A 22383-nucleotide genomic window follows, 5' to 3' on the forward strand; every position below is an offset into this window, starting at 1 on the left:
GCGTCCATCGAGCTGGCGCGTTTCCTGCAAGTCCCCCTCAAATCGCCATAAAACGAGCGCTCGCGGTCATTGACCCGCGCCCGGATTGGCAAAGGTTTAGCCAAAAGGCCTGCAACCGCTTGGCCGAGTCAGGTGAAGAACAAGAGGGGAGACGATGAAGGCAGTTATTTTGGCGGGTGGCCTCGGCACGCGCATCAGTGAAGAGTCGCACCTCAAGCCCAAACCGATGATCGAGATCGGCGGCAAGCCAATTCTCTGGCACATCATGAAGCAGTATTCCGCCCACGGAATTCACGACTTCGTGATCTGCCTTGGCTACAAGGGCTATGCGATCAAGGACTTCTTCGCCAATTACTTCCTGCACACCTCCGACGTCACCTTCAACATGCGCGAAAACCGCATGGACGTGCACCAGAACTACAGCGAGCCATGGAGCGTCACGCTGATCGACACCGGCGAGGAAACCATGACCGGTGGCCGTCTGCTGCGTGCCGCGCGTTATCTGAAGGATGAGGAGGCGTTCTGCTTCACCTACGGCGACGGCGTCTCCGACATCAACATCGCTCAGCTTGTGGATTACCACAAAGCTCACGGCCGTCTCGCGACCGTCACGGCGGTGCAGCCGCCGGGTCGCTACGGTGCCCTTGAACGTCAAGGCGATCAGGTGCTTGGCTTCACCGAAAAACCTCGTGGCGACGGCGGCTGGATCAACGGCGGCTTCTTCGTGCTCTCCCCCAAAGTGATGCCGTACATCAGCGGTGACGAGACGACCTGGGAAGCCGAACCTTTGGCCCGTCTGGCCGAGGACGAACAATTGAAAGCCTTCGAGCACGAAGGTTTCTGGCATCCAATGGACACCCTGCGCGACAAGAACCATCTCGAAGCGCTGTGGATGAGCGGGGAGGCCCCATGGAAGCAATGGGCCTGAGTGCTGATTTCTGGCGTGGCAAGCGTGTGCTGGTCACCGGCCACACCGGTTTCAAAGGCAGCTGGCTGACCCTGTGGCTGCAAAGCCTTGGCGCCCAAGTCAGCGGATTTTCCCTCGATCCATCGACCGAACCAAGCCTGTTCGAACTGGCGCGGGTCCACGAAGGCATCAACGACCAACGCGGCGATCTGCGTGATCTCGGCGCCTTGCTGGAGATCATCGCTGACACCGAGCCTGAAATCGTCCTGCATCTGGCGGCCCAGCCGCTGGTGCGTGAAGGTTATCGTGATCCGCTCGGCACTTACTCCAGCAACGTTATGGGCACGTTGAACCTGCTTGAGGCGATCCGTCAGGTCGGTTGCGTGCGCGCCTGCGTGCTGGTGACCACCGACAAGGTCTACGCCAACAAGGAATGGCTGTGGCCATACCGCGAGGACGAAGCCCTCGGTGGTCACGATCCTTACAGCAGCAGCAAGGCTTGCTGTGAATTGCTGACGCAGTCTTATGCGGCGTCGTTCTTCCCGGCTGAAAAGTACGCCGAACACGGTCTGGCCCTGGCCACGGCGCGTGCCGGCAACGTTTTGGGCGGCGGTGATTTCGCCCCGGAACGACTGATTCCCGACGTACTCAAGGCCTGGACGGCAGACGAGCCGGTGACCCTGCGCTACCCGCAAGCCGTGCGCCCGTGGCAGCACGCGCTGGAGCCATTGGCTGGGTATCTGCAACTGGCCGCAGGCCTCTACGAACAAGGCCCGGAATACGCCGGTGCGTGGAACTTTGGCCCGAGCGAAGCGGATATGTGCAGCGTCGGCGAAGTGGTCGAATTGCTCGCCCGTGGCTGGCCACAGGCGCGTGGCCTGCGCATCGAACCGAGCGAACTGCATGAGGCCGGTCTGCTGCGTCTGGACAGCAGCCGCGCACGTCAACTGCTTGCCTGGCAACCACGCTGGACCTTGCAGCAATGCCTGGCCCAGACCCTCGACTGGCATTTGGCGTGGCAGAACGGCGACGACATGCGCGCCGTCACTCTCGGCCAACTGAATCTATACCGAGGCGCGCTGTGAGCGAGTTCTCCTTACACGCATTGCCGCTGGCCGGACTGTTCAGTGTCCAGCACAAACGCTTCGAAGATCAGCGCGGGCACTTCGCTCGACTGTTCTGCGAAGGCAGTTTGAGTGCGTTTGGCAGCGAATTTCACATCCGCCAGATCAACCATTCCTGCACCCGCGAGAAGGGCAGTGTGCGTGGTCTGCATTATCAAAACGCGAATGCGCCGGAAGCCAAACTGATCACCTGCCTGCGCGGTGAAGTCTGGGATGTGGCGGTGGATTTGCGTCCCGATTCCGAAACCTTTCTGCACTGGCACGCCGAGCACCTGAAGGCCGGTGACGGTCGCAGCCTGTTGATACCGGCCGGGTTCGCCCACGGTTTCCAGACGCTGACCGAAGATGCTGAGTTGCTCTACCTGCACAGCGCCGATTACGCGCCGGAGCACGAGGGCGGTCTGTCGGTGAACGATCCACGGCTGGCGATTGCCTGGCCGTTGCCTGTCAATAATTTGTCAGTGCGTGATTCCAGCCATCCCGCGCTCGATCAACACTTTGCTGGAGTGCGTCTATGAACTGCCGTGGGTGCGCCGCACCGTTGAGTCTGCCGCTGATCGACCTCGGTACCTCGCCACCGTCCAATGCTTACGTGCATGCCGATCGCCTGGAACAGGCCGAGCAATGGGTGCCATTGAAGGTCGCCGTGTGCGAGCAATGCTGGCTTGTGCAGACCGAGGACTACACCCGCGCCGACAGCCTGTTCGACGCCGAATACGCCTACTTCAGTTCGTTTTCAAGCACCTGGCTGGCGCATGCCGAGCGCTATGTGGCCGAGATGGTCGAACGCTTTGACCTGAGCACTGAAAGCCGTGTGGTTGAAGTCGCCGCCAACGACGGTTATCTGTTGCAGTACGTCGCCGGTCGCGGCATCCCGTGCCTGGGCGTCGAACCGACTCGCAGCACCGCGCAGGCAGCGCGGGAAAAGGGTCTGGAGATTCGTGAGCTGTTCTTCGGTCGCGACACGGCCGCGCAGCTGAAAAACGAGGGCTGGGGCGCCGACCTGATGGCGGCCAACAACGTGCTCGCGCATGTGCCGGACATCAACGATTTTCTGGGCGGTTTCGCGGCACTCCTCAAGCCTGCCGGCGTAGCCACTTTTGAATTCCCGCAACTGCTGACGCTGATGGCTGGCGCGCAGTTCGACACGCTTTATCACGAGCACTATTCCTACCTGTCGCTGACCGCCGTGCAGACCCTGTGCGAGCGCAATGGTCTGGAAGTGTTCGACGTCAGCCAGTTGAACACTCACGGTGGCTCGCTGCGGGTGTTCGTGCAGCGCAAGGACGGCGAGCGCCGCGCGGTACAACCGGCAGTGCAGCAACAGTTGCAGGCTGAACTCGATGCGGGTGTGAAAACTGCCGCGTACTACACGACCCTCGCGCCGGCTGCCGAACGCATCAAGCATGAACTGCTGCGCTTCCTGTTGCAGGCCAAGGCCGATGGCAAGCGTGTGGTCGGCTACGGCGCAGCGGCCAAGGGCAACACCTTGCTCAATTACGCCGGGGTCAAACCCGACCTGCTGGCTTGGGTGGCCGATGCCAACCCGCACAAGCAGGGCAAGTTCATGCCGGGCAGTCGCATCCCGATTGTCGCGCCGGCGCAGATCGACATCGAGAAACCGGACTATGTGCTGGTGCTGCCATGGAACCTGCTGCACGAAGTCAGTCAGCAACTGGCGCAGGTGCGTCAATGGGACGGCCGCTTCGTGATCGCCGTGCCTGAGTTGAGCGTGCTGTGAAAGTGCTGGTGACGGGAGCCACGGGCTTCGTCGGCCGGCATCTGGTCGCGGCATTGCTGGCGCGCGGCTGCGCAGTGCGAGCCGTGGCGCGCAATGCAGAAACCGCGCAAGGCATGCCGTGGATCAACGACGTCGAATTCGTCGCGGCGGATATTCACGCCGCCGATCTCGACGTCGTTGCATTGACCGAGGATATCGATGCGCTGGCGCATCTGGCCTGGCCGGGGTTGCCGAACTATCGCGCGTTGTTTCATTTCGAGCACAACCTGATGGCCGATTATCGCTTTATCAAAAGCGCGGTCGAGGCGGGTGTGAAGCAGGTTCTGGTGACCGGTACCTGCTTTGAATATGGGATGCAGAGCGGGCCGCTAAGCGAAAGTGCCGAGCCGCGCCCGAGCAATCCCTACGGGTTGGCCAAGCATACGTTGCACCTGTTTTTGCAGAATCTGCAGCAGGAACATCCGTTCACCTTGCAATGGGCGCGGCTGTTTTACCTGCATGGAGAAGGGCAGAACCCTAACAGTCTGTTGGCGGCGCTGGACCGGGCGATCGATGCGGGTGAACCATCGTTCAACATGTCTGCCGGCGAACAACTGCGCGACTTTCTGCCGATCAAGACCGCTGCCGATAACCTTGCCGCGATCCTGCATCAACGCGAATTCAATGGCGTGATCAATTGCGCCAGCGGTCAGCCAGTGTCGGTACGCGCGCTGGTCGAACAACGCCTGCGTGAGCGCGGCAAGTCCATCGAGCTGAACCTCGGCCACTACCCATACCCATCCCACGAACCGCTGGCGTTCTGGGCGGTGACCGAGCGTTTGCAACAGTTATTGGGAGAGCCGCAATGAGGCACGAGTTGTACCGCGTCACCAATTTGCCGGTGCTGCAGAACCGCACCTTCGCCGATCCCGAGTCGGCGCAGGCCTCGGCCAGTGCCGACATGCTGCTGGTGCAGGATGAGCGCAGCGGCTTGATCTTCAACGCCGCGTTCGACGCCGACAAACTCAGCTACGACGCCGATTACCAGAACGAACAGGCGCATTCCGGCCAGTTCCAGAAGCACCTGAGCGACGTTGAAGGGATCATCGCCAAACACTTCAAGGGTCAGGAACTGATCGAAGTTGGCTGTGGCAAAGGCTACTTCCTTGAGTTGCTCAAGGGCCTCGGCTACTCGATCACCGGCATCGATCCGGCTTATGAAGGCGAAAATGCCGACGTGATCAAGGCACCGTTCACTCGCGGTCTTGGCCTGGCGGCGGACGCTATCGTGCTGCGTCATGTGCTTGAACACATCGAGGACCCGCTGAGCTTCCTGTCGGTGATCGCCGAAGCCAATCAGGGCGGGCAGATCTACATCGAAGTGCCGTGCTTCGACTGGATCCTCGAGCACAAAGCCTGGTTCGACCTGTTCTACGAACACGTCAATTATTTCCGCCTCGATGACCTGCGCCGGATGTTCGGCACTGTGCACGAGGCCGGTCACCTGTTCGGTGGCCAATACCTGTACATCGTCGCCGACCTCTCAACGCTGCGCCTGACCCCGGAACAACCGGTGCCACGCCTGACGCTGCCTGACGGTTTCACCGCCAGCCTCGAGCGCGCGGTGCAGATCATTCAGGCCGCCCCCGAGCAGGGTTCGGCGATCTGGGGCGCCTCCTCCAAAGGCGTGATCTATTCGCTGGCCCTGCAACGTGCGGGAGTGGCGGTGGATCGTGTGGTGGATATCAACCCGGCCAAGCAGGGTCGTTATCTGCCGTTGAGCGGCGCTCGCGTGTCCTCGCCGCAAGAGGCCATGGACGCCTTGCCCGAAGGCGCCAACCTGTTTGTGATGAACTCCAATTACCTCGAAGAAATCAAGCGGATGACCGGTGGACGCTACGTCTATCACGCCGTCGATAGCGCTTCGTTCCAGTGACCATTGAGATTTTGACCATGACCGACAATAGCATTAACCAAGCCTTTGAAGCCGAATGCCGCGAGCAGATCGCCCAGCAAGGTGACGACCAGAAACTCACTGGCCTGGCCCGTGATTTCTTCAACGAATCGGCCAAACACAAGTACAGCTACCACTTCTCGTGGATGGGTCGCCCGATCATTCAGTTGCCGCAAGACATGATGGCGATGCAGGAGATCATCTGGCAGGTCAAACCGGATCTGGTTATCGAGTGCGGCATCGCCCACGGCGGTTCGATCATCTACTACGCCTCCCTGCTGGAGCTGCAAGGCCACGGCGAAGTGCTGGGCATCGACCTCGATATTCGCCCGCACAACCGTGAAGCGATCGAAAGCCATCCGATGGCCAAGCGCATCAAGATGATCGAAGGTTCGAGCATCGACGCGGCCATCGCCGCTCAGGTGCAAGCCGCAGCCGCCGGCAAGAAAGTCATTCTGGTGCTCGACTCCAACCACACCCACGATCACGTGCTCGAAGAGCTGCGTCTGTACGCTCCGCTGGTGTCGGTCGACAGCTACTGCGTGGTCATGGACACCGTGGTTGAAGACATGCCGGCCGATTTCTTCCCGGACCGTCCATGGGGCCCGGGCGATAACCCGAAAACCGCGGTATGGAAATACCTGGAAGAGAACAAGGATTTCGAGATTGACCAGCAGCTGCAAAACAAACTGCTGATCACCGTGGCGCCGGACGGTTATCTGCGTCGCGTTCGTTAATCAAAAACAGTTTCAGGCATCAGGCGTCTGGCCGGTTGTGGGGATAGGAAAAATGCAGGTTCAAAGCAGCACTCAAACCAACACGACACCGCTGAACGAGCTGTTCACGGTGGTGGTGATCACCCACAACCGCAATGCGTTTCTGCGTCGTACATTGCAGTACTACAGCAGCTACGCGGCCAAGGTGCTGGTGCTGGATTCGACGGTGCAGGGCGATGATCGCATCGCTGTCGATTTTCCGTCGGTGGACTATCGTCATTTGCCGCAGTACTCCTACAAAGGCCTGCAGGAAAAGCTCAGTTGGGGCGTGCAGCAGGTGACTACGCCGTACATGGTGTTTGCGGCCGACGATGATTTCCTGATCCATGACGCACTGACGGCCTCCGTGGATTTCCTCCAGGCCAATCCTGACTACGGCCTGTGCCACGGCTACGGGTTCATGTACCTGACCCGTGCCAGCGAAGTGACCTATTACCGTCGCGACAAGCTTATTCAGGAAGACTATGACTCGGCACAGCCGGAAACCCGTGTCATGGAATTCATGGGGCAGTTCCTGCCGCCGTTCTATGCGGTGACCCGAACCGATCTGCTAAAGCAGTGGTATAGCTTGCTTCCGGCGGGCACCAGTTTCGAATGGCAGGAAATCGGTCACACGTTTTATCTGTTGGCGTGCGCCAAGGCGCGGGTTCTGCCGATTGCTTTTGCGGTGCGCGAAGCCAACTACGGCAGCTCTGATCACAACACCAACGTGTTGACGGTCCTGACTTGGCAAGACGCGAAAACCGTAGCCGAGCGCGAGCGCTTTGCCGAGTTTTTGGCGTCGATCCCTACTGCTTTCAGTGGTCAGGATCCGGCCGCGATCAAGCAGATTGCCCTGAACAGTTTTGCCGAAATGGCTGACTGCCTGCTCAAGGGGCGTTCGCTGTCCGGTGCAGCGATTTTCCGCTCGGCGTGGATTGAGCCGGGTCAGGAGCCGGTGCGCTCATTCGCGCCCGAGCAATTTGTCGAGATGCCGTTCTACAACAAGCCGGTTTTCGACTTGTTGACCGAGTACGAATTCCTGCTGCACGCCATGCCTGCCGGGCGCCTGCAATTGCAGGAGCTGGAAGGTGTGTTGCTGCGTCAGCACGAATTGATGCGTGTTCATCCCAATGACGATGAACGGACGATTCGCGCGCGTCTATGGGAAGCGCTGACCCTGAACATGTTCAATCGCGAGGTAGTCGAACGCCTGGCCGAGTCCATGCTTGCCAGTGAAGAGCCTGAAGAAGGGGTGAAGCTACAGGCCTGGCTGGAGCGTTTGAATTCGGTACCGGGGCAACAGGAGCGCAAGCTTTTCGAAAACATGCCGACCGGGCGGCTGCTGCAATGGCTCGAAGCGCGTGATCCCGAGCCTGCGCAACTGCCAGCAATCACCCGGCACCTGACCAGCCATGCCGGCGGTCCGCAAATGGGCATTCTCCTGCTGGATCTGGATGCCGACATGGTCAAGCTGCAGACGACCTTCGACAGCCTGGTTGGCGGCCATTGCAAGGCGTTCAAACTGGTTGTACTCACCACCGGGGAGTTGCCGGCGACCACGACCGTGCGCGATACCGTGCATTTCGTCAAAGTGACCACGACCAACTACGTCGAGCGGATCAATCAACTGCTGCCTCAGATCGGTAGCGACTGGATCATGCTCGCCGAGGCGGGGGTCCAGTTCACTGCCAGCGGTCTGCTGCGTGCAAGCCTTGAACTACTGGGGGCCGAAGGAGTGCGCGCCGTGGCGATGGATGAAATCCAGCGTCAGCCGGGCGGTGCGCTGGCGGATGTGTTCCGTCCGGGGGGCAACTTCGACCTGCTGCAAACCGTGCCGTCGATGATGGCGCGACACTGGTTGTTCCAGCGCGATGTGTTGGTTCTGGCCAAAGGCTTCGCCGCCGAGTACAGCGATGCGCTGGAATTCGACCTTTTGCTGCGCTTGATCGAAGACGGCGGGCTGGCTGGCCTTGCTCATCTGGCGGAGCCGTTGCTGATCTGCGACGCACCGCCTGCTGAAGAAAACGCTCATGAGCGTCAGACCCTGACACGTCATCTCGCCAAGCGCGGATACCGCGGCCAAGTGGGTTCGACGTTGCCGCAAACCTGGCAAATCGACTATCAGCACAGCGAACGGCCGCTGGTGTCGATCATTCTGCGTAGTGAGGACAACCTCGAAGCGTTGCAGTCGGCGCTGGTCAGCCTGCTGCAACGAACCCGCTATCAGCGCCACGAAATCCTCATTGTCGACAACCATAGCCAGTCTGCGGAACTGGCTGAATGGCTGGGCAATCTGGAGGGCAAGGGTGAGCGAGTTCGGGTGCTGCGCAGCAGCGAGCGGTTGAGCGAATCGGCGTTGTACAACCTCGCTGGCGCTGAAGCCAAAGGTGAATACCTGGTGCTGTTTTCCGCGCACGCCGAAGTGGTCAATGCCAACTGGCTTGATGCACTGCTCAATCAGGCGCAACGGCCCGAAGTCGGGATCGTCGGAGCGAAACTGCAGGATGCACGTGGCGTCACCACTCAGGGTGGCTTGATTCTGGGACTCAACGATCTGCTTGGCGCGGCGTACGTCGGTGAGAAAAAAGACGCTCCGGGCTACCTGTTCGGCCATCTGGTCGAACAGAACTATTCGGCGGTGTCCGGCGCCTGTCTGATGATTCGCAAAGCACTGTTCGAAGCACTCGGTGGTCTGGATGAAGAACATTTCGACACGGCGTTCGCCGACATTGATCTGTGTCTGAAAGCAGCCGATGCCGGTTACCTGACGGTCTGGTGCCCACAAGCGCAAATCCAGCATCCGGGCGTGCTCCCCGAAGCGCCGCAACTGGCTGCCGCGCTACGTGACAAGTGGCAGGCTCGCTTCGCTCAAGACACGGCTTACAACCAGAACCTTTCCCTGACCGGCAAGGGCTTTACTCTCGGCGCTGCGTCCAGTGTGAACTGGGCGCAGTTGCTCGCCTGACGCCTCGTGCACAGGAAACAGGACTCTAGACATGTTCAACGGTAAATCGATTTTCATCTCCGGCGGCACTGGCTCGTTCGGGCGTAATTTCATTCGTCGCCTGTTGGAGCAATACCAACCCAAGCGCGTGGTGGTGTTCTCCCGCGATGAGCTCAAGCAGTACGAAATGCAGCAGACGTTCAACGCGCCGTGCATGCGTTACTTCCTCGGCGATGTGCGCGACGCCGATCGTTTGCGTCAAGCCATGCGCGGTATCGATTACGTGGTTCACGCCGCCGCGCTCAAACAAGTGCCGGCAGCGGAATACAACCCGACCGAGTGCATTCGTACCAACGTCAACGGCGCTGAAAACATCATCGCCGCCGCCATCGATAACGGTGTGAAGAAAGTTGTCGCGCTGTCCACCGACAAGGCTGCCAGCCCGATCAACCTGTACGGCGCAACCAAGTTGCTGTCGGACAAACTGTTTGTCGCCGCCAATAACATTGCCGGCGAGCAGCAGACCCGGTTTGCCGTGGTGCGCTACGGCAACGTGGCCGGTTCGCGGGGTTCGGTGGTGCCGTTCTTCAGCAAGCTGATCGCCGACGGGGCCACCGAGCTGCCGATCACCGACGAGCGCATGACGCGTTTCTGGATCACCCTCGATCATGGTGTACAGTTCGTGCTCGACAGCTTTGCACGCATGCACGGCGGTGAAGTGTTTGTGCCGAAGATCCCGTCGATCCGCGTTGTCGATCTGGCCCGGGGCATGGCCGAGCATCTGCCGCATAAAAACGTCGGCATCCGTCCGGGGGAAAAACTCCATGAGCTGATGGTGCCGCTGGACGATGCGCGGATGACCCTTGAATTCGAGGATCACTACACCATCCAGCCATCGATTCGCTTCACCAGCGTCGATGTCGATTTTGCCTTGGACAAGCTCGGCGAGCGCGGCCAGCCGGTGAGTGAGGACTTCGAATACCGCTCCGACACCAACCCGCAGTTCCTCTCGGTGGGACAGATCGCTGACCTGCACGCGAAGCTCTCGGCATGATTCCCTACGGCCGCCAGAGCCTCGATCAGGCTGACATCGATGCGGTGGTCGAGGTATTGCAGTCGGATTGGCTGACCCAGGGTCCGACCATCGAGCGTTTCGAGCAGGCGATGGCCGAACGTTGTCAGGCGAATTATGCGGTGGCGGTGTGCAACGCCACCGCAGCGCTGCACATTGCCTGTCTGGCGGCCGGACTTGGCCCGGGCGACCGCCTGTGGACGACGCCGAACACCTTTCTGGCGTCGGCCAACTGCGGGCGTTATTGCGGCGCCGACGTTGATTTTGTCGATATCGATCCGCTGACCTGGAACCTCGATGCTTTCGCGCTGGCAGCGAAGCTGGATCAGGCCGAGCAGGACGGCACACTGCCAAAAGTACTGGTGGCGGTGGCGTTTTCCGGTCAGAGCTGCGACATGCGCAAGATCGGCGAGTTGGCCGAGCGCTACAACTTCACCGTCATCGAAGATGCCTCCCATGCAGTGGGCGCCAGCTATGCCGGGCGGCCGGTCGGGTGCGGCGAATTCGCCGCGATGACCGTGTTCAGCTTCCACCCGGTGAAGATCATCACCAGCGCCGAGGGCGGCATGGTCTTGACCAATCGCCCGGAACTGGCCGAGCGCTTGCAACGCCTGCGCAGCCACGGCATGACCCGCGATCCGCAGCAGATGACTGAAGCCAGCCACGGCCCGTGGTATTACCAGCAAGTGGAACTGGGCTTCAATTATCGGATCACCGACTTGCAGGCCGCGCTCGGTTTGTCGCAACTGAACAAACTGGACGGTTTCATCGCCCGTCGACGCGAGCTGGCGGCACGTTACGCGAATTTGCTGACATATTTGCCCGTGACCTTGCCGAGCGCCCAACCGCTCGCTGAATCCGCCTGGCATCTGTACGTGATCCGCTTGCAGACCGATCGGATCAATCTCAGCCACCGCCAGGTCTTCGAAGGCTTGCGCGCGGCCGGAGTCGGGGTGAATCTGCACTATATTCCACTGCATTTGCAGCCGTACTATCGCGACCTGGGTTTCGCCGAGGGAAACTTCCCCGAAGCCGAGCGCTATTACGCCGAAGCGATCAGCCTGCCGCTGTTTCCTTTGCTGAGCGATCAGCAGCAGGACTATGTGGTCGAGCAATTGCGACAGTTGACTGAGTGAACACCGCTGTGGCGGTGGATGGGAAATGGCAATGCGCAATCTGAGTGAACAGGAACAATTCTGGCAGGGTGACTTCGGCAACGAGTACGTTGCGCGCAACGTCGGGCAATCGCTGGTGGCGGCCAATCTGGCGTTGTTTGCCAAGGCGCTGGCAAGAACGGGGCGGATCGACAGCCTGTTGGAACTCGGTACCAATGTCGGGAACAACTTGCAGGCACTGCATCAACTGTTGCCGCAATGCGAGTTGTCCGGCGTCGAGATCAACGCCAATGCCTGTGCACAGGCCAAAGCACTGGACATCGCAAAGATCTGGCACGGTTCGCTGTTCGACTTTCCCTACGAGCGCTCCTACGATCTGACGCTGAGCAAAGGCGTGTTGATTCATCTTGCCCCGGAACTGTTGCCGAAGGCCTACGCGCAGCTGTACGAGCTCAGCCAGCGCTATATCCTGATCGCGGAGTACTACAATCCGGCGCCGGTGGAAGTGTCCTATCGCGGCAACAGCGGCAAACTGTTCAAACGCGATTTCGCCGGTGAAATGCTTGATCGCTACGCTGATCTGCACCTGCTGGATTACGGCTTCGTGTATCACCGTGACTGGCAATTTCCTGCTGACGACGTCACCTGGTTCCTTCTGGAAAAACGCCCTTGAGCAACGTTGCAATCATCCCGGCCCGCGGGGGCAGCAAACGCATCCCGCGTAAGAATCTTGCGCCGTTCGATGGCGTGCCGATGATTGTCCGTTCGATTCGCACGGTGCTGGACTCGGGATTGTTCGACGAGGTTGTGGTCAGTACTGACGACGAAGAAATCGCCGAGCTCGCGCGGGCTCATGGCGCCACGGTGCCATTTTTGCGTCCTGCGCATCTGGCCGATGATTTCACCGGCACGGCAGCAGTGATCGTGCATGCCTTGCAGCAACTGCCAGCGTTTGATTACGCCTGTTGCGTCTATGCCACGGCGCCGTTGTTGCAGGCGCGGTTTCTGCGTGAAGGCTTCGAATTGCTGGAGCAGCAGTGCGACAAGTCCTTCGCGTTTTCTGTTTGCAGCTTTGGTTTTCCCGTGCAGCGCGCGTTGACGCTGGACGGGCAGGGTGCGCTGACGGCGTTGTATCCGGAGTTTCGTAATACCCGCTCGCAGGATCTGCCTGAAGCATTCCAGGATGCCGGTCAGTTCTACTGGGGCCGATGCCAGGCATGGCTGCGCGGTGAGGTGTTGTATTCGCCAGCCAGTCTGCCGGTAATCCTGCCTCGGCATCTGGTGCAGGACATCGACACCGTCGAAGACTGGAAACGCGCCGAATACCTCTACGCCGCGCTCAAGGCTGGCGGGGAAGTGCAATGAGAGTGCTGATCCGTGCGGACGCGTCGCCGACCATCGGCAGTGGTCACATTGCCCGTTGCCTGACGCTGGCCCGGGTGTTGCGCAAGCAGGGCAGTCACGTCGCATTTGCCTGTCGGCGCTTGCCGGGGCACCGGCTTGATGCGTTGCAGGCAGAGGGTTTCGAGACGCTCGCATTACCCGAACGCTATGCCGAAGAAGATCCACAGCAGGCCATCGAATCGATGCTGCCGTGGCAAGCGGACATTGATGCACTGGATGTATTGCTCGACGGCCATGAAGGGTTCGACTGGATCATTGCCGACCACTATGGCCTCGATCATCACTGGCAAACGGCGGCCCGGCGTTGGGCGTCACGGATTGCAGCAGTGGATGATCTGGCCACTCGGTGCTACAGCGTTGACCTGCTGCTCAATCAGAACCTCTCCGGCCTGAGCGAGAATTACGCGCCGCTGTTGCCTGACGGTTGTCGCACATTGCTTGGTCCGCGTTTTGCCATGCTGCGCGAGGAGTTCATTTGCCCAGCCATCGAGATCAAGTCCAAGGCTCGGCGGGTATTGGTGAATTTCGGCGGTTTCGACGCGGCGATGCAGACTCATCACGCGATGCTGGCGCTGGCGGATTTTCCCGAGCTCGAAGTGGATTTCGTCGCCGGCGCCGACAACCCGGCATGGGCACAGATGCAGGCCCTGGCCGAGACACGGCCGAATTGGCGATTGCACAGTTTTGTCAGCGATTTCCATCAACGCATGACCGAGGCCGATTTGTTTATCGGCGCCGGCGGTGGCACCAGTTGGGAGCGCGCGGCACTGGGGCTGCCAACGATCTGCATAGCCGTGTCGAATAATCAGCAGGCCAACGGCGAAGTCATGGCGGCGGCTGGCGCGCATGTGTTCATGGGCGCCCGCGAGCAGGTCAGTGTCGAGCAATTGCGCCAAGCCATCGGCTTGGTCGTCGACAATGTTTATCTGCGCCAAAGCCTGGCGGAACGTTCGCGGCAATTGGTCGACGGGCGCGGCGCGCTGCGGGTTGCGGCGGCATTGGCGGGCGCGGTGCTCAAGGTGCGCCCGGCCACGCTGGACGACGCGCAGTTGTTGTTTGACGGACGCAATGCCGAGGCGGTACGCCGCTGGTCACTGGATGCTGGCGTTATCGACTGGAAGCAACATCTGGACTGGCTGACTGCGAGCTTGCGTAACCCTCAGCGGCTGCTGTTGGTCGCTGAAGGCGATGACGGCCCGGTCGGCGTTCTGCGCTATGACTTGCGTGGTTTTGACGCGGAGGTCTCGCTGTATTTGCTGCAAGGGCGTTTTGGTCTCGGCTGGGGCGGTGCACTGTTGGCGCAGGGCGAAGCGTTCGCCTCTGCACATTGGCCGCAGATGAGCGCGATCATCGCTCAAGTGTTGCCGGCCAACCAGGCCTCACTGAATGTTTTTCGCGACGCCGGGTTCACTCAAAGTGCCTGCGCGTTCACCCGTGTTTTGAAGGATCACCGCAAATGAGCAGTTTCAAGATTGGCAATCGCCTGATCGGTGCCGACGCGCCGCCGTTCATCATTGCCGAGATGAGCGGCAACCATAACCAGTCGCTGGACGTTGCTCTGCAAATCGTCGAGGCGGCGGCCAAGGCCGGGGCGCATGCGCTGAAACTGCAAACCTATACGGCCCAGACCATGACACTGGACCTGGCAGAGGGTGAGTTCTTTATCAAGGATCCGGGCAGCCTGTGGGCGGGCACTTCGCTCTACGATTTGTATGAAAAGGCCCATACGCCGTGGGAGTGGCATGCGCCGATCTTTGCCCGCGCGAAAGAACTGGGGATGCTCGCGTTCTCGACGCCGTTCGATGACAGCGCGGTGGATTTTCTCGAAAGCCTCGATGTGCCGGCCTACAAGATTGCCAGTTTCGAAAATACTGATCTGCCGTTGATTCGTCGTGTCGCCGCCACTGGCAAGCCGCTGATTATTTCTACCGGCATGGCCAGCATCGCAGAGCTCGATGAAACCGTGCGCGCTGCCCGTGAGGCCGGCTGCAAGGATCTGGTGTTGCTCAAGTGCACCAGCACTTATCCGGCGACACCGCTTAACAGCAACGTGCGCACGATCCCGCATCTGCGTGAGCTGTTTGGATGCGAGGTCGGGCTGTCTGACCACTCGATGGGCGTCGGCGTGTCGGTCGCTGCTGTGGCGCTCGGTGCAACGGTGGTGGAAAAACACTTCACCCTCGACCGTTCGGCAGGTGGGGTGGATGCCAGTTTTTCGCTGGAACCTGCGGAAATGGCCAGTCTGGTGCTTGAGACCGAGCGTGCCTGGCAGGCCATGGGCCAAGTGCAATACGGCCCCACCGAGGCCGAGCGCAAGTCGCTGGTCTACCGCCGTTCGCTGTACGTCACCGCCGACATGGCGGCGGGCGAGGCCTTCACCGCTGCCAATCTGCGTGCCATCCGCCCCGGTCTCGGTCTGCCGCCCAAGCACACCGATGCGGTTCTCGGGCGCCACGCTCGCGCCGCGATCAAGCGCGGTACGCCGCTGGATTGGTCGTTGGTCGAATAACCCGATCTACAGCCGATTCGGCAAAATAGCGTGACCTGCGAGTCATAACGCGCATCTTCACTGTATTGTATTGATCGGGGAGATGGCGCCTGGCCCTTTATCGGTTCCAGTGATAGCCCTTTGCGCTCCCCCTCTGGTTGCCCGTTGTGGCAGCCATTTTCTGTTTGTCGGCGCCCCTCGAATCCTTGCGAGCGGTGGTTTTGGGCTGTTTTTGATTGGGAAGCCGTAATGATTGGCATAAAAAGCATTGCGAGCTACGTTCCTGTAGCCGGCGTGGACAATTACGCACAAGGTGCAAAATTCGAGAAGGATGAAGACTTCATCCTTGGCAAGATCGGCTCGGCATTCCTGCCGCGCAAAGACGCTGAACAAGAAACCTCCGATCTGTGCGTTGAAGCGGCCAATGCGCTGTTTGCCAGCAACCCTGAGCTGAAACGTGAGTCGATCGACGCGCTGATCGTCGTCACTCAGAACGGTGACGAAGAAGGCCTGCCGCATACTGCCGCGATCGTGCAGGACAAGCTCGGTCTGCCGACCAATGTCGCGGCGTTCGATATTTCCTTGGGCTGCTCCGGTTACGTCTACGGCATCTATGCGATCAAGGGCTTCATGGAAGCCGCAGGCCTGAAGAACGGCTTGCTGATCACCGCTGACCCTTATTCGAAGATCGTCGACCCGGAAGATCGCAACACCACCATGCTCTTCGGCGATGCCGCCACCGCCACCTGGATGGGCGAAGATCCGACCTGGGCGTTGGGTAAAGCCAAGTTCGGCACTGACGGCTCCGGCGCTCCGCACCTTAAGGTCAGCAATGGTGTGTTCTTCATGAACGGTCGTCAGGTGTTCAACTTCGCGCTGCTCAAAGTCCCGGCGCATCTGCATGAATTGCTCGACGATTCCGGCCTCAAGGCTGACGACATCGATGCGTTCTGCATTCACCAGGGCAGTGCGGCAATTGTCGATGCGGTGGCGCGGCGCTTCGAAGGCGAGCCGGAGAAGTTCATCAAGGACATGGTCGAGACCGGCAATACCGTGTCGTCGAGTGTTCCGTTGCTGCTGGAAAAACACGTGCTCGATTCTGACTGGAGTCGCGTTGCGATCAGTGGTTTCGGCGTTGGTTTGTCTTGGGGTTCGGCGATCATCTATCGTCCCTGAGTCATCTGATTTTCTATAAAACGCGGCACAAAAAAGCGCTCAAGGTGTAACCTTGAGCGCTATTTTTTTGCCCGGATGTCAGGCGAGGCGCCATGAGCGAGTTTTTTCAATCCAATATCCAGATCATCGAAAAGCGCTGGCCTGCGGTGGCTGCGCGTCTGCTGAGCGAAGACCCGAGCTCGTTGCAGGCCGATCTGGTGGAAGGACTGGGCTCGACCTTGAGCGTCAATGGCATTCAGTTGACCAGTCGGCATGACCGTATGCGTGAAGCGCAGGTGCAGGCCGCAAGCCTGGCAGCCGACAGCCCGGTGTTACACATCTACGGTGCCGGGTTGGGCGATCTGCAACACGAGCTGCTGCTACGTCCGGCACTCGCGCAATTGCACGTGCACATTCTCAATGGCGCCGTGTTTTCGCTGGTGCTGCAACTGCTTGATCAAGCACCGTGGCTCGGCGATTCACGCGTCCAGTTGCACTACGCCGGTGATCGCGAGGAAATCTGCCTGCCTTTCTTTGCCTTGCCGTCCGAGCTGGTGCTGGCAGACGACTACAACGCGAAAATCCGCGACCGACTGATCAGCGAGACGCACCTTACGTTCAATAATCGCGAGTTCGATCCGCACGCTGCGCACATTGTCGAACGCTTGCATGCCAGTCAGACGCTGATGCACGTCGATGCGGATGTCGCCGAGCTGTTCGGCACATGCGCGGGCATGCCGGTGTTTGTGATTGCGACAGGGCCGAGCCTGGAAATGCACTTCCAGCGATTGCGGACGATCCGCGAGCAACAGCCACGGCCGCTGTTTATCTGTGTCGACACCGCGTATAGACCGTTGCTTGAACAGGGGATTCGCCCCGACATCGTGGTTACGATCGATCAGCGCATTGCCGAGCGTCACTTGCCACCGGCCGGCACGAGCGCCATTCGTCTGGTGTATATGCCCATGGTCGATCCGTCAGTGTTGAGTGCCTGGCAAGGCCCGCGCTATGTAGCCTATTCACCTAGTCCGATCTATCAGGCCTTGCGCCAGCAATTTCCCAGAGGTGAATTGCATGGGGGCGGTAGCGTGATCCACCCTGCAGTGGATCTGGCGGTGAAAATGGGTGCCGGGGAAATCACCCTGTTCGGTGCCGACTTTGCCTTCCCGGGCGACAAGACCCATGCCGGCTGGAATGACGGTGAACTGGGACCTCAACTCGGTGCGGCGAAACACTGGGTGCTCGATGGCCACGGCCAACGCATCAAAACCCAACTCAACTTCCGTAGCTATCTGTGCGAACTGGAGCGCTTTATCGCCGGGCATCCTCAGGTGCGCTTTTACAACAGCAGTCGGGCCGGGGCGATCATTGCCGGGACCGCCTTTCATCCGGAGTTGGCGCTATGAGTGCAATGTTTGTCGAGCAGGCACAGCAGTGTGCGACGTTGTTCCGGCTGGGGCGTGACGTTGAGGCAGGGTTGGCGATGATTGATCTGGCCGCTGCGCTGCAACCATCCTTCGATCAAGCGGGTGCGGATAATCAACACCAATGGCTGCAGGTTCTCAGTCTGATGCTGGAATGTCAGGAGGCGCAAAACTGGCTGGCACTGGCGGATTACCTCGAATACGAATTGACTCAACTGATCACGGACAGTCTGTCCGTTTAGACAACTTCTCCCCACTCGTCGGTTCTGGCTCCCGATCTTGAGCTTCCGGCGTATTCCTGACGCCATTTTTTCGTTTGTCGACGGCCGCCAAGTCCTTGATTTACGAGGGGTGGCCGTCTGATGGCAATTTTTTTCGAAAATCCCCTAAAGCAAGTCCCAATCCCGACGATAACTATTACGAAGGTTCTCTAGGCCATACCCGGCGGTTGCCAGGGCCGGAAGCCGCAGTACCCAACCAACGAGGAATTCGTCATGGCTTTAACAGTAAACACTAACGTCACATCGTTGAACGTTCAGAAAAACCTGAACCGTGCTTCCGACGCTCTGTCGACTTCGATGACTCGCCTGTCTTCCGGCCTGAAAATCAACAGCGCTAAAGACGACGCCGCCGGCCTGCAAATCGCTACCCGTATGACTTCGCAGATCCGTGGTCAGACCATGGCGATCAAAAACGCCAACGACGGTATCTCGATCGCTCAGACCGCTGAAGGCGCGATGCAAGAATCGACCAACATTCTGCAGCGTATGCGTGAACTGGCTGTTCAAGCACGAAACGACTCGAACGGCACCGACGACCGTGCTGCTCTGAACAAAGAATTCGCGACCATGTCGGACGAGCTGACTCGTATCGCCAAGTCGACCAACCTGAACGGCAAAAACCTGATCGACGGTACTGCTGGCACCATGACCTTCCAGGTTGGTTCCAACACTGGCGCTACCAACCAGATCACCATCACTCTGAACAGCGGCTTCGACGCTGCAACTCTGAGCGTTGGTTCGGCTACTATCGCTGTTACCGGTACCGACAGCACCACTGCTGAAGCAAGCACCAAAGCTGCAATCGACGCGATCGACAAAGCTCTGAAAACCATCAACACCAGCCGTGCGGACCTCGGTGCTGCTCAGAACCGTCTGACCAGCACTATCTCCAACCTGCAAAACATCAACGAAAACGCCAGTGCTGCACTGGGTCGCGTACAAGATACCGACTTCGCTGCTGAAACTGCACAGCTGACCAAGCAACAAACTCTGCAACAAGCTTCGACCGCAGTTCTGGCTCAGGCCAACCAACTGCCATCCGCTGTACTGAAACTGCTTCAGTAATAGCTGGTGAGTTTTGGCGGGGGAGTGCGCTTGTCGCGCTCTCTCGCTTTTTACTTTTTTAAGAGGTGATGGACATGGATATGAGCGCCAAGCTGAACTTGTCTTATCCTGCGGCCAAGCAGGCGACGACTGTTGCCGACAAGCCTGCGGAGAAGCCTCGCCCGGTGGTTGCCCCGGTAGCTATCGTCAAGGATGAACGCAAAAGCGATCAGACCGAGCAGGAAAAACTGAAGATGGCCGTTCAGGAAATCGAAAAGTTTGTGCAGTCGGTCAAGCGCAATCTGGAGTTCTCGATCGATGAGCCTTCAGGCAAAGTAGTGGTCAAAGTGATTGCCAGCGAATCCGGTGAGGTGATCCGTCAGATCCCCAACGAAGAAGTGCTGAAACTGGCAAACAGTTTGAATGATGCAAGCAGCCTGTTGTTCAGCGCTAAAGTCTGACAGCTGGCACGAATTTTGTTGCTATGTTCTTTTGGGCGTTGTAGTGGTCAAAAGACCGGCGACACACTTAAGGGAGTTCCACATGGCAAGTCCAATTCTACCGGGCACGGGTTTAGGCTCCGGCCTTGATACCGGTGCTATCGTCAAAGCTCTGGTAAACGCTGACAAAGCGGCCAAGCAAGGTCAAATCGACCGTGGGACTGCGACCAACACCTCAAGCATTTCCGGTATTGGTACCTTGAAGTCGTTGATGACGGCTTTCACCCAGACCTTGACGGATCTGGGCAGTCTCTCCAATCCGCAGTTTCCGGGTTTTGCTGCAACCTCTTCTGATCCAAAGATCCTCGGCGCCACTGCCGGCAACACGGCGGTCAATGGTAACTACGTTGTGACCGTCGGCAAGCTGGCCACCTCCTCGAAGGTTGCCAGTGCCGCTTTTGCAGGTGGTAACACCAGTCCGATTACGGCTGGCACGCTGACCATCAAGCAGGGTACTGGCACATATAACCTCGACATCAAGGCTGGGGCGACACTGCAATCGGTGCGCGACTCGATCAACGGTGACGACAAGCTCAAGAGCGCAGGCATCAGTGCCAACATCGTCACTGACTCCTTTGGTTCGCGTCTGGTATTGGGTTCTACTACCACGGGTGCGGGTTCCGATATTTCCGTCAGCGGAATTTCCGAGCTGGCCATCAATGGCAGTACCGTGATTGGCACCAGCGGCTCGCCGATGACGGCGACTTCCGCGGGTTCCATTGGTGCTCTGGCGATCGATGCCGAATTCACCATCGACGGCATGGCCCTGACCAGCAAGAGCAATACCGTCGACAAGGCTGTTTCCGGCCTGACCTTGAATCTGGTAGCGACCGGTACCTCCACTGTCACCGTCGCCAGCAACAACGATGGCTTGAAGGCTTCCATTCAGAAGTTCGTCGATGCCTACAATGCTCTGGCCAACGGCATCACTGCGCTGACCAAGCCTTCCCTGGACGATGATGGCAAGCCGACCGTTGCGGCGGCTCTGACTGGCGACGCCTTGCCGCGTTCGATCCTGTCGGCCATCCGTGAGCCGCTGTCGCAAACCGGTTCGGGCGACAAGCTGACCGTTCTGGCGCAACTGGGCATTACCACCGATCAGAAAACCGGTGCGCTCTCTTTTGACAGCACCAAGTTCACCGCTGCCATGAATGACAAGAAGCTGGGTGGCGAAGTCCAGAAGATGTTCGTTGGCGAGTTGGGTTCTGACAACGGTCTGCTCAAGCGCATGCAAAAAGCGATTACGCCGTTCTCCACTACTGGCGGGATTCTGGATCAGCGCACCACCAGTCTGAACAAGACCAAGACCAAACTGACCAATGATCAGGCTGCGCTCGATCGTCGTATCGAAACCCTGACCGCTGTACTGACCAAAAAGTACAACGACATGGACACCCTTGTCGGCAAGCTGAAGGCCACCGCCAGCAACATCACTTCGATGTTCGAGGCGTTGACCGCTCAACAGAAAGGCTAAGGCCTGAAACGCCAAAAGCCCGGCAGCGTTTTTCTACGCTCCGGGCTTTTTGTATTTCAATCTAAAGTTTTTTGACGCATCGTCGATACCCTTGATATGCGTCCCACAGAAATTTGATGAGGTAGAACATGAATCCGATGTTAGCCCTTCGCCAATACCAGAAGATTGGCGCTCAGGCGCAGACTTCCGAAGCCAGCCCGCATCGTCTGGTGCAGATGCTGATGGAAGGTGGTCTTGATCGTATTGCCCAGGCCAAAGGTGCCATCGAGCGCAAGGATATCCCGAACAAGGGCATCCTGATCGGCAAAGCCATCGGCATCATCGGTGGTCTGCTTGAAGGGCTTGATCTGGATAATCGGTCGGAGCAGGTTGGCGAGTTGGCCAATCTCTATGAATACATGATGAAGCGTCTTACCGAAGCCAACGCCAAGACCGATCCAAAGATCCTCGACGAAGTCGCTGACCTGCTGCGCACGGTCAAGGACGGCTGGGATGCCATAGGCACGCCGGCTCCACAGTTTTAAGGAGATCACCATGAGTCTTGTATTGCAGCGAATCGAAGAAACCCGCGAGGCTCTGGTCGGTGCTCTGGCCGAGCGCAACTGGGAAGCTATTGGCGAGCTGGATCTGGCTTGCCGTTCCTGCATGGAAGACGTCTTGAGTGAAGCTTCGGTGGACGAGGCCGCGTTGCGCGATAACCTTGAGGAATTGCTCGGGGTTTACAAAAAGCTGCTCGAGGCGGCGACGGGGGAGCGGCAGGCGATAGCCAACGAGATGTCGCAGATCACCCAAGCGCAGAACGCGGCAAAGGTTTACCATCTGTTTGGTTAATTAACCCCCAGTTAATCCAGATATGTGCGCCATAAATTTGACTGTGCACGGTTTTTTGACTTAACTAGTGGCTGATTTCAGATTTCAGGCGTCTACAGGCACATGGTGTCCTGCAAGCGTCTCGCTTGCCCCATTTTTCGGGCATTGAGTTGACTAGGGAAGTTGCTATTGCATGTGGCGTGAAACCA

The 22383-nt window shown here is 58.9% G+C and carries 22 protein-coding genes; all 22 read left to right on the top strand.

Translation table 11 applies throughout. The features are described from left to right. Positions 1-154 precede the first annotated feature (154 nt). On the top strand, positions 155-928 hold the full coding sequence (gene rfbF / locus ACIOVB_RS21155) for a glucose-1-phosphate cytidylyltransferase (RefSeq protein WP_401271033.1): 774 nt from the start codon (positions 155-157) through the stop codon (positions 926-928). Beyond that, on the top strand, positions 910-1992 hold the full coding sequence (rfbG, locus tag ACIOVB_RS21160) for a CDP-glucose 4,6-dehydratase (RefSeq protein ID WP_401271035.1): 1083 nt from the start codon (positions 910-912) through the stop codon (positions 1990-1992). The genes rfbF and rfbG overlap by 19 nt, the downstream gene beginning before the upstream one ends. Further along, on the top strand, positions 1989-2549 hold the full coding sequence (locus tag ACIOVB_RS21165) for a dTDP-4-dehydrorhamnose 3,5-epimerase family protein (protein WP_401271037.1): 561 nt from the start codon (positions 1989-1991) through the stop codon (positions 2547-2549). The genes rfbG and ACIOVB_RS21165 overlap by 4 nt, the downstream gene beginning before the upstream one ends. Then, on the top strand, positions 2546-3772 hold the full coding sequence (locus tag ACIOVB_RS21170; RefSeq protein ID WP_401271040.1) for a methyltransferase domain-containing protein: 1227 nt from the start codon (positions 2546-2548) through the stop codon (positions 3770-3772). Before ACIOVB_RS21165 ends, ACIOVB_RS21170 begins: the two co-directional genes overlap by 4 nt. Continuing rightward, entirely contained in the window at positions 3769-4620 is an 852-nt protein-coding gene (locus tag ACIOVB_RS21175) for an NAD-dependent epimerase/dehydratase family protein (protein ID WP_401271042.1), read from the top strand. The genes ACIOVB_RS21170 and ACIOVB_RS21175 overlap by 4 nt, the downstream gene beginning before the upstream one ends. Further along, positions 4617-5687 carry a class I SAM-dependent methyltransferase gene (locus ACIOVB_RS21180; RefSeq protein WP_187677360.1) on the top strand — a complete coding sequence of 357 codons (1071 nt, stop codon included), beginning with the start codon at positions 4617-4619 and terminating at the stop codon, positions 5685-5687. Before ACIOVB_RS21175 ends, ACIOVB_RS21180 begins: the two co-directional genes overlap by 4 nt. A gap of 17 nt (positions 5688-5704) precedes the next feature. After that, positions 5705-6442 carry a cephalosporin hydroxylase family protein gene (locus ACIOVB_RS21185; protein WP_187677361.1) on the top strand — a complete coding sequence of 246 codons (738 nt, stop codon included), beginning with the start codon at positions 5705-5707 and terminating at the stop codon, positions 6440-6442. 52 nt (positions 6443-6494) lie between these two features. Next, positions 6495-9428, top strand: a complete 2934-nt coding sequence (locus tag ACIOVB_RS21190) for a TIGR00180 family glycosyltransferase (protein ID WP_401271044.1) — start codon at positions 6495-6497, stop codon at positions 9426-9428. 31 nt (positions 9429-9459) lie between these two features. Next, positions 9460-10461 (top strand): UDP-N-acetylglucosamine 4,6-dehydratase (inverting), encoded by a 1002-nt coding sequence (gene pseB, locus ACIOVB_RS21195; protein ID WP_401271046.1) that lies wholly within the window; start codon positions 9460-9462, stop codon positions 10459-10461. Then, positions 10458-11615 carry a UDP-4-amino-4,6-dideoxy-N-acetyl-beta-L-altrosamine transaminase gene (gene pseC, locus ACIOVB_RS21200; protein WP_401271047.1) on the top strand — a complete coding sequence of 386 codons (1158 nt, stop codon included), beginning with the start codon at positions 10458-10460 and terminating at the stop codon, positions 11613-11615. The genes pseB and pseC overlap by 4 nt, the downstream gene beginning before the upstream one ends. Positions 11616-11646: 31 nt before the next feature. Further along, positions 11647-12267, top strand: a complete 621-nt coding sequence (locus ACIOVB_RS21205; RefSeq protein ID WP_401271050.1) for a pseudaminic acid biosynthesis-associated methylase — start codon at positions 11647-11649, stop codon at positions 12265-12267. Beyond that, positions 12264-12959, top strand: coding sequence for a pseudaminic acid cytidylyltransferase (gene pseF / locus ACIOVB_RS21210; RefSeq protein ID WP_401271053.1), 696 nt, complete (start codon positions 12264-12266; stop codon positions 12957-12959). Before ACIOVB_RS21205 ends, pseF begins: the two co-directional genes overlap by 4 nt. Then, a complete protein-coding gene (gene pseG / locus ACIOVB_RS21215; protein WP_401271055.1) occupies positions 12956-14458 on the top strand; it encodes a UDP-2,4-diacetamido-2,4,6-trideoxy-beta-L-altropyranose hydrolase in 1503 nt (500 codons plus the stop codon). The genes pseF and pseG overlap by 4 nt, the downstream gene beginning before the upstream one ends. Further along, complete coding sequence (gene pseI / locus ACIOVB_RS21220) at positions 14455-15507, top strand: pseudaminic acid synthase (RefSeq protein WP_401271057.1); 1053 nt, start codon at positions 14455-14457, stop codon at positions 15505-15507. The genes pseG and pseI overlap by 4 nt, the downstream gene beginning before the upstream one ends. Before the next feature lie 228 nt (positions 15508-15735). Beyond that, positions 15736-16662, top strand: coding sequence for a ketoacyl-ACP synthase III (locus tag ACIOVB_RS21225; RefSeq protein ID WP_401271060.1), 927 nt, complete (start codon positions 15736-15738; stop codon positions 16660-16662). A gap of 92 nt (positions 16663-16754) precedes the next feature. Then, complete coding sequence (locus tag ACIOVB_RS21230) at positions 16755-18047, top strand: motility associated factor glycosyltransferase family protein (RefSeq protein WP_401271063.1); 1293 nt, start codon at positions 16755-16757, stop codon at positions 18045-18047. Further along, positions 18044-18307 carry a hypothetical protein gene (locus tag ACIOVB_RS21235; RefSeq protein WP_187677370.1) on the top strand — a complete coding sequence of 88 codons (264 nt, stop codon included), beginning with the start codon at positions 18044-18046 and terminating at the stop codon, positions 18305-18307. Before ACIOVB_RS21230 ends, ACIOVB_RS21235 begins: the two co-directional genes overlap by 4 nt. Positions 18308-18559: 252 nt before the next feature. After that, on the top strand, positions 18560-19411 hold the full coding sequence (locus ACIOVB_RS21240) for a flagellin domain-containing protein (RefSeq protein ID WP_123465735.1): 852 nt from the start codon (positions 18560-18562) through the stop codon (positions 19409-19411). A gap of 74 nt (positions 19412-19485) precedes the next feature. Then, the gene (locus tag ACIOVB_RS21245) at positions 19486-19851 is read left to right on the top strand and encodes a flagellar protein FlaG (protein ID WP_187677371.1); all 366 of its coding nucleotides are present in this window, start codon (positions 19486-19488) and stop codon (positions 19849-19851) included. Positions 19852-19933: 82 nt separating this feature from the next. Next, positions 19934-21364 carry a flagellar filament capping protein FliD gene (gene fliD, locus ACIOVB_RS21250; protein ID WP_401271068.1) on the top strand — a complete coding sequence of 477 codons (1431 nt, stop codon included), beginning with the start codon at positions 19934-19936 and terminating at the stop codon, positions 21362-21364. Between the two features lie 128 nt (positions 21365-21492). Beyond that, positions 21493-21888 carry a flagellar export chaperone FliS gene (gene fliS / locus ACIOVB_RS21255; RefSeq protein WP_401271071.1) on the top strand — a complete coding sequence of 132 codons (396 nt, stop codon included), beginning with the start codon at positions 21493-21495 and terminating at the stop codon, positions 21886-21888. A 10-nt stretch (positions 21889-21898) separates the two neighbouring features. Continuing rightward, positions 21899-22195, top strand: a complete 297-nt coding sequence (locus tag ACIOVB_RS21260; RefSeq protein WP_187677374.1) for a flagellar protein FliT — start codon at positions 21899-21901, stop codon at positions 22193-22195. Positions 22196-22383 lie beyond the last annotated feature (188 nt).

It is taken from the genome of Pseudomonas sp. NPDC087639 (assembly GCF_044743385.1).
In the GTDB taxonomy this organism is placed as follows: Bacteria; Pseudomonadota; Gammaproteobacteria; order Pseudomonadales; family Pseudomonadaceae; genus Aquipseudomonas.

Coding starts and splice junctions, on each gene's coding strand:
- ACIOVB_RS21190 (WP_401271044.1), top strand. CDS start 6,495: ATGCAGGTTCAAAGCAGCACTCAAACCAACACGACACCGCTGAACGAG.
- ACIOVB_RS21260 (WP_187677374.1), top strand. CDS start 21,899: ATGAGTCTTGTATTGCAGCGAATCGAAGAAACCCGCGAGGCTCTGGTC.
- ACIOVB_RS21180 (WP_187677360.1), top strand. CDS start 4,617: ATGAGGCACGAGTTGTACCGCGTCACCAATTTGCCGGTGCTGCAGAAC.
- pseB (WP_401271046.1), top strand. CDS start 9,460: ATGTTCAACGGTAAATCGATTTTCATCTCCGGCGGCACTGGCTCGTTC.
- fliD (WP_401271068.1), top strand. CDS start 19,934: ATGGCAAGTCCAATTCTACCGGGCACGGGTTTAGGCTCCGGCCTTGAT.
- ACIOVB_RS21225 (WP_401271060.1), top strand. CDS start 15,736: ATGATTGGCATAAAAAGCATTGCGAGCTACGTTCCTGTAGCCGGCGTG.
- ACIOVB_RS21205 (WP_401271050.1), top strand. CDS start 11,647: ATGCGCAATCTGAGTGAACAGGAACAATTCTGGCAGGGTGACTTCGGC.
- ACIOVB_RS21245 (WP_187677371.1), top strand. CDS start 19,486: ATGGATATGAGCGCCAAGCTGAACTTGTCTTATCCTGCGGCCAAGCAG.
- pseI (WP_401271057.1), top strand. CDS start 14,455: ATGAGCAGTTTCAAGATTGGCAATCGCCTGATCGGTGCCGACGCGCCG.
- ACIOVB_RS21185 (WP_187677361.1), top strand. CDS start 5,705: ATGACCGACAATAGCATTAACCAAGCCTTTGAAGCCGAATGCCGCGAG.
- ACIOVB_RS21240 (WP_123465735.1), top strand. CDS start 18,560: ATGGCTTTAACAGTAAACACTAACGTCACATCGTTGAACGTTCAGAAA.
- rfbF (WP_401271033.1), top strand. CDS start 155: ATGAAGGCAGTTATTTTGGCGGGTGGCCTCGGCACGCGCATCAGTGAA.
- rfbG (WP_401271035.1), top strand. CDS start 910: ATGGAAGCAATGGGCCTGAGTGCTGATTTCTGGCGTGGCAAGCGTGTG.
- pseC (WP_401271047.1), top strand. CDS start 10,458: ATGATTCCCTACGGCCGCCAGAGCCTCGATCAGGCTGACATCGATGCG.
- pseG (WP_401271055.1), top strand. CDS start 12,956: ATGAGAGTGCTGATCCGTGCGGACGCGTCGCCGACCATCGGCAGTGGT.
- ACIOVB_RS21235 (WP_187677370.1), top strand. CDS start 18,044: ATGAGTGCAATGTTTGTCGAGCAGGCACAGCAGTGTGCGACGTTGTTC.
- ACIOVB_RS21230 (WP_401271063.1), top strand. CDS start 16,755: ATGAGCGAGTTTTTTCAATCCAATATCCAGATCATCGAAAAGCGCTGG.
- ACIOVB_RS21170 (WP_401271040.1), top strand. CDS start 2,546: ATGAACTGCCGTGGGTGCGCCGCACCGTTGAGTCTGCCGCTGATCGAC.
- fliS (WP_401271071.1), top strand. CDS start 21,493: ATGAATCCGATGTTAGCCCTTCGCCAATACCAGAAGATTGGCGCTCAG.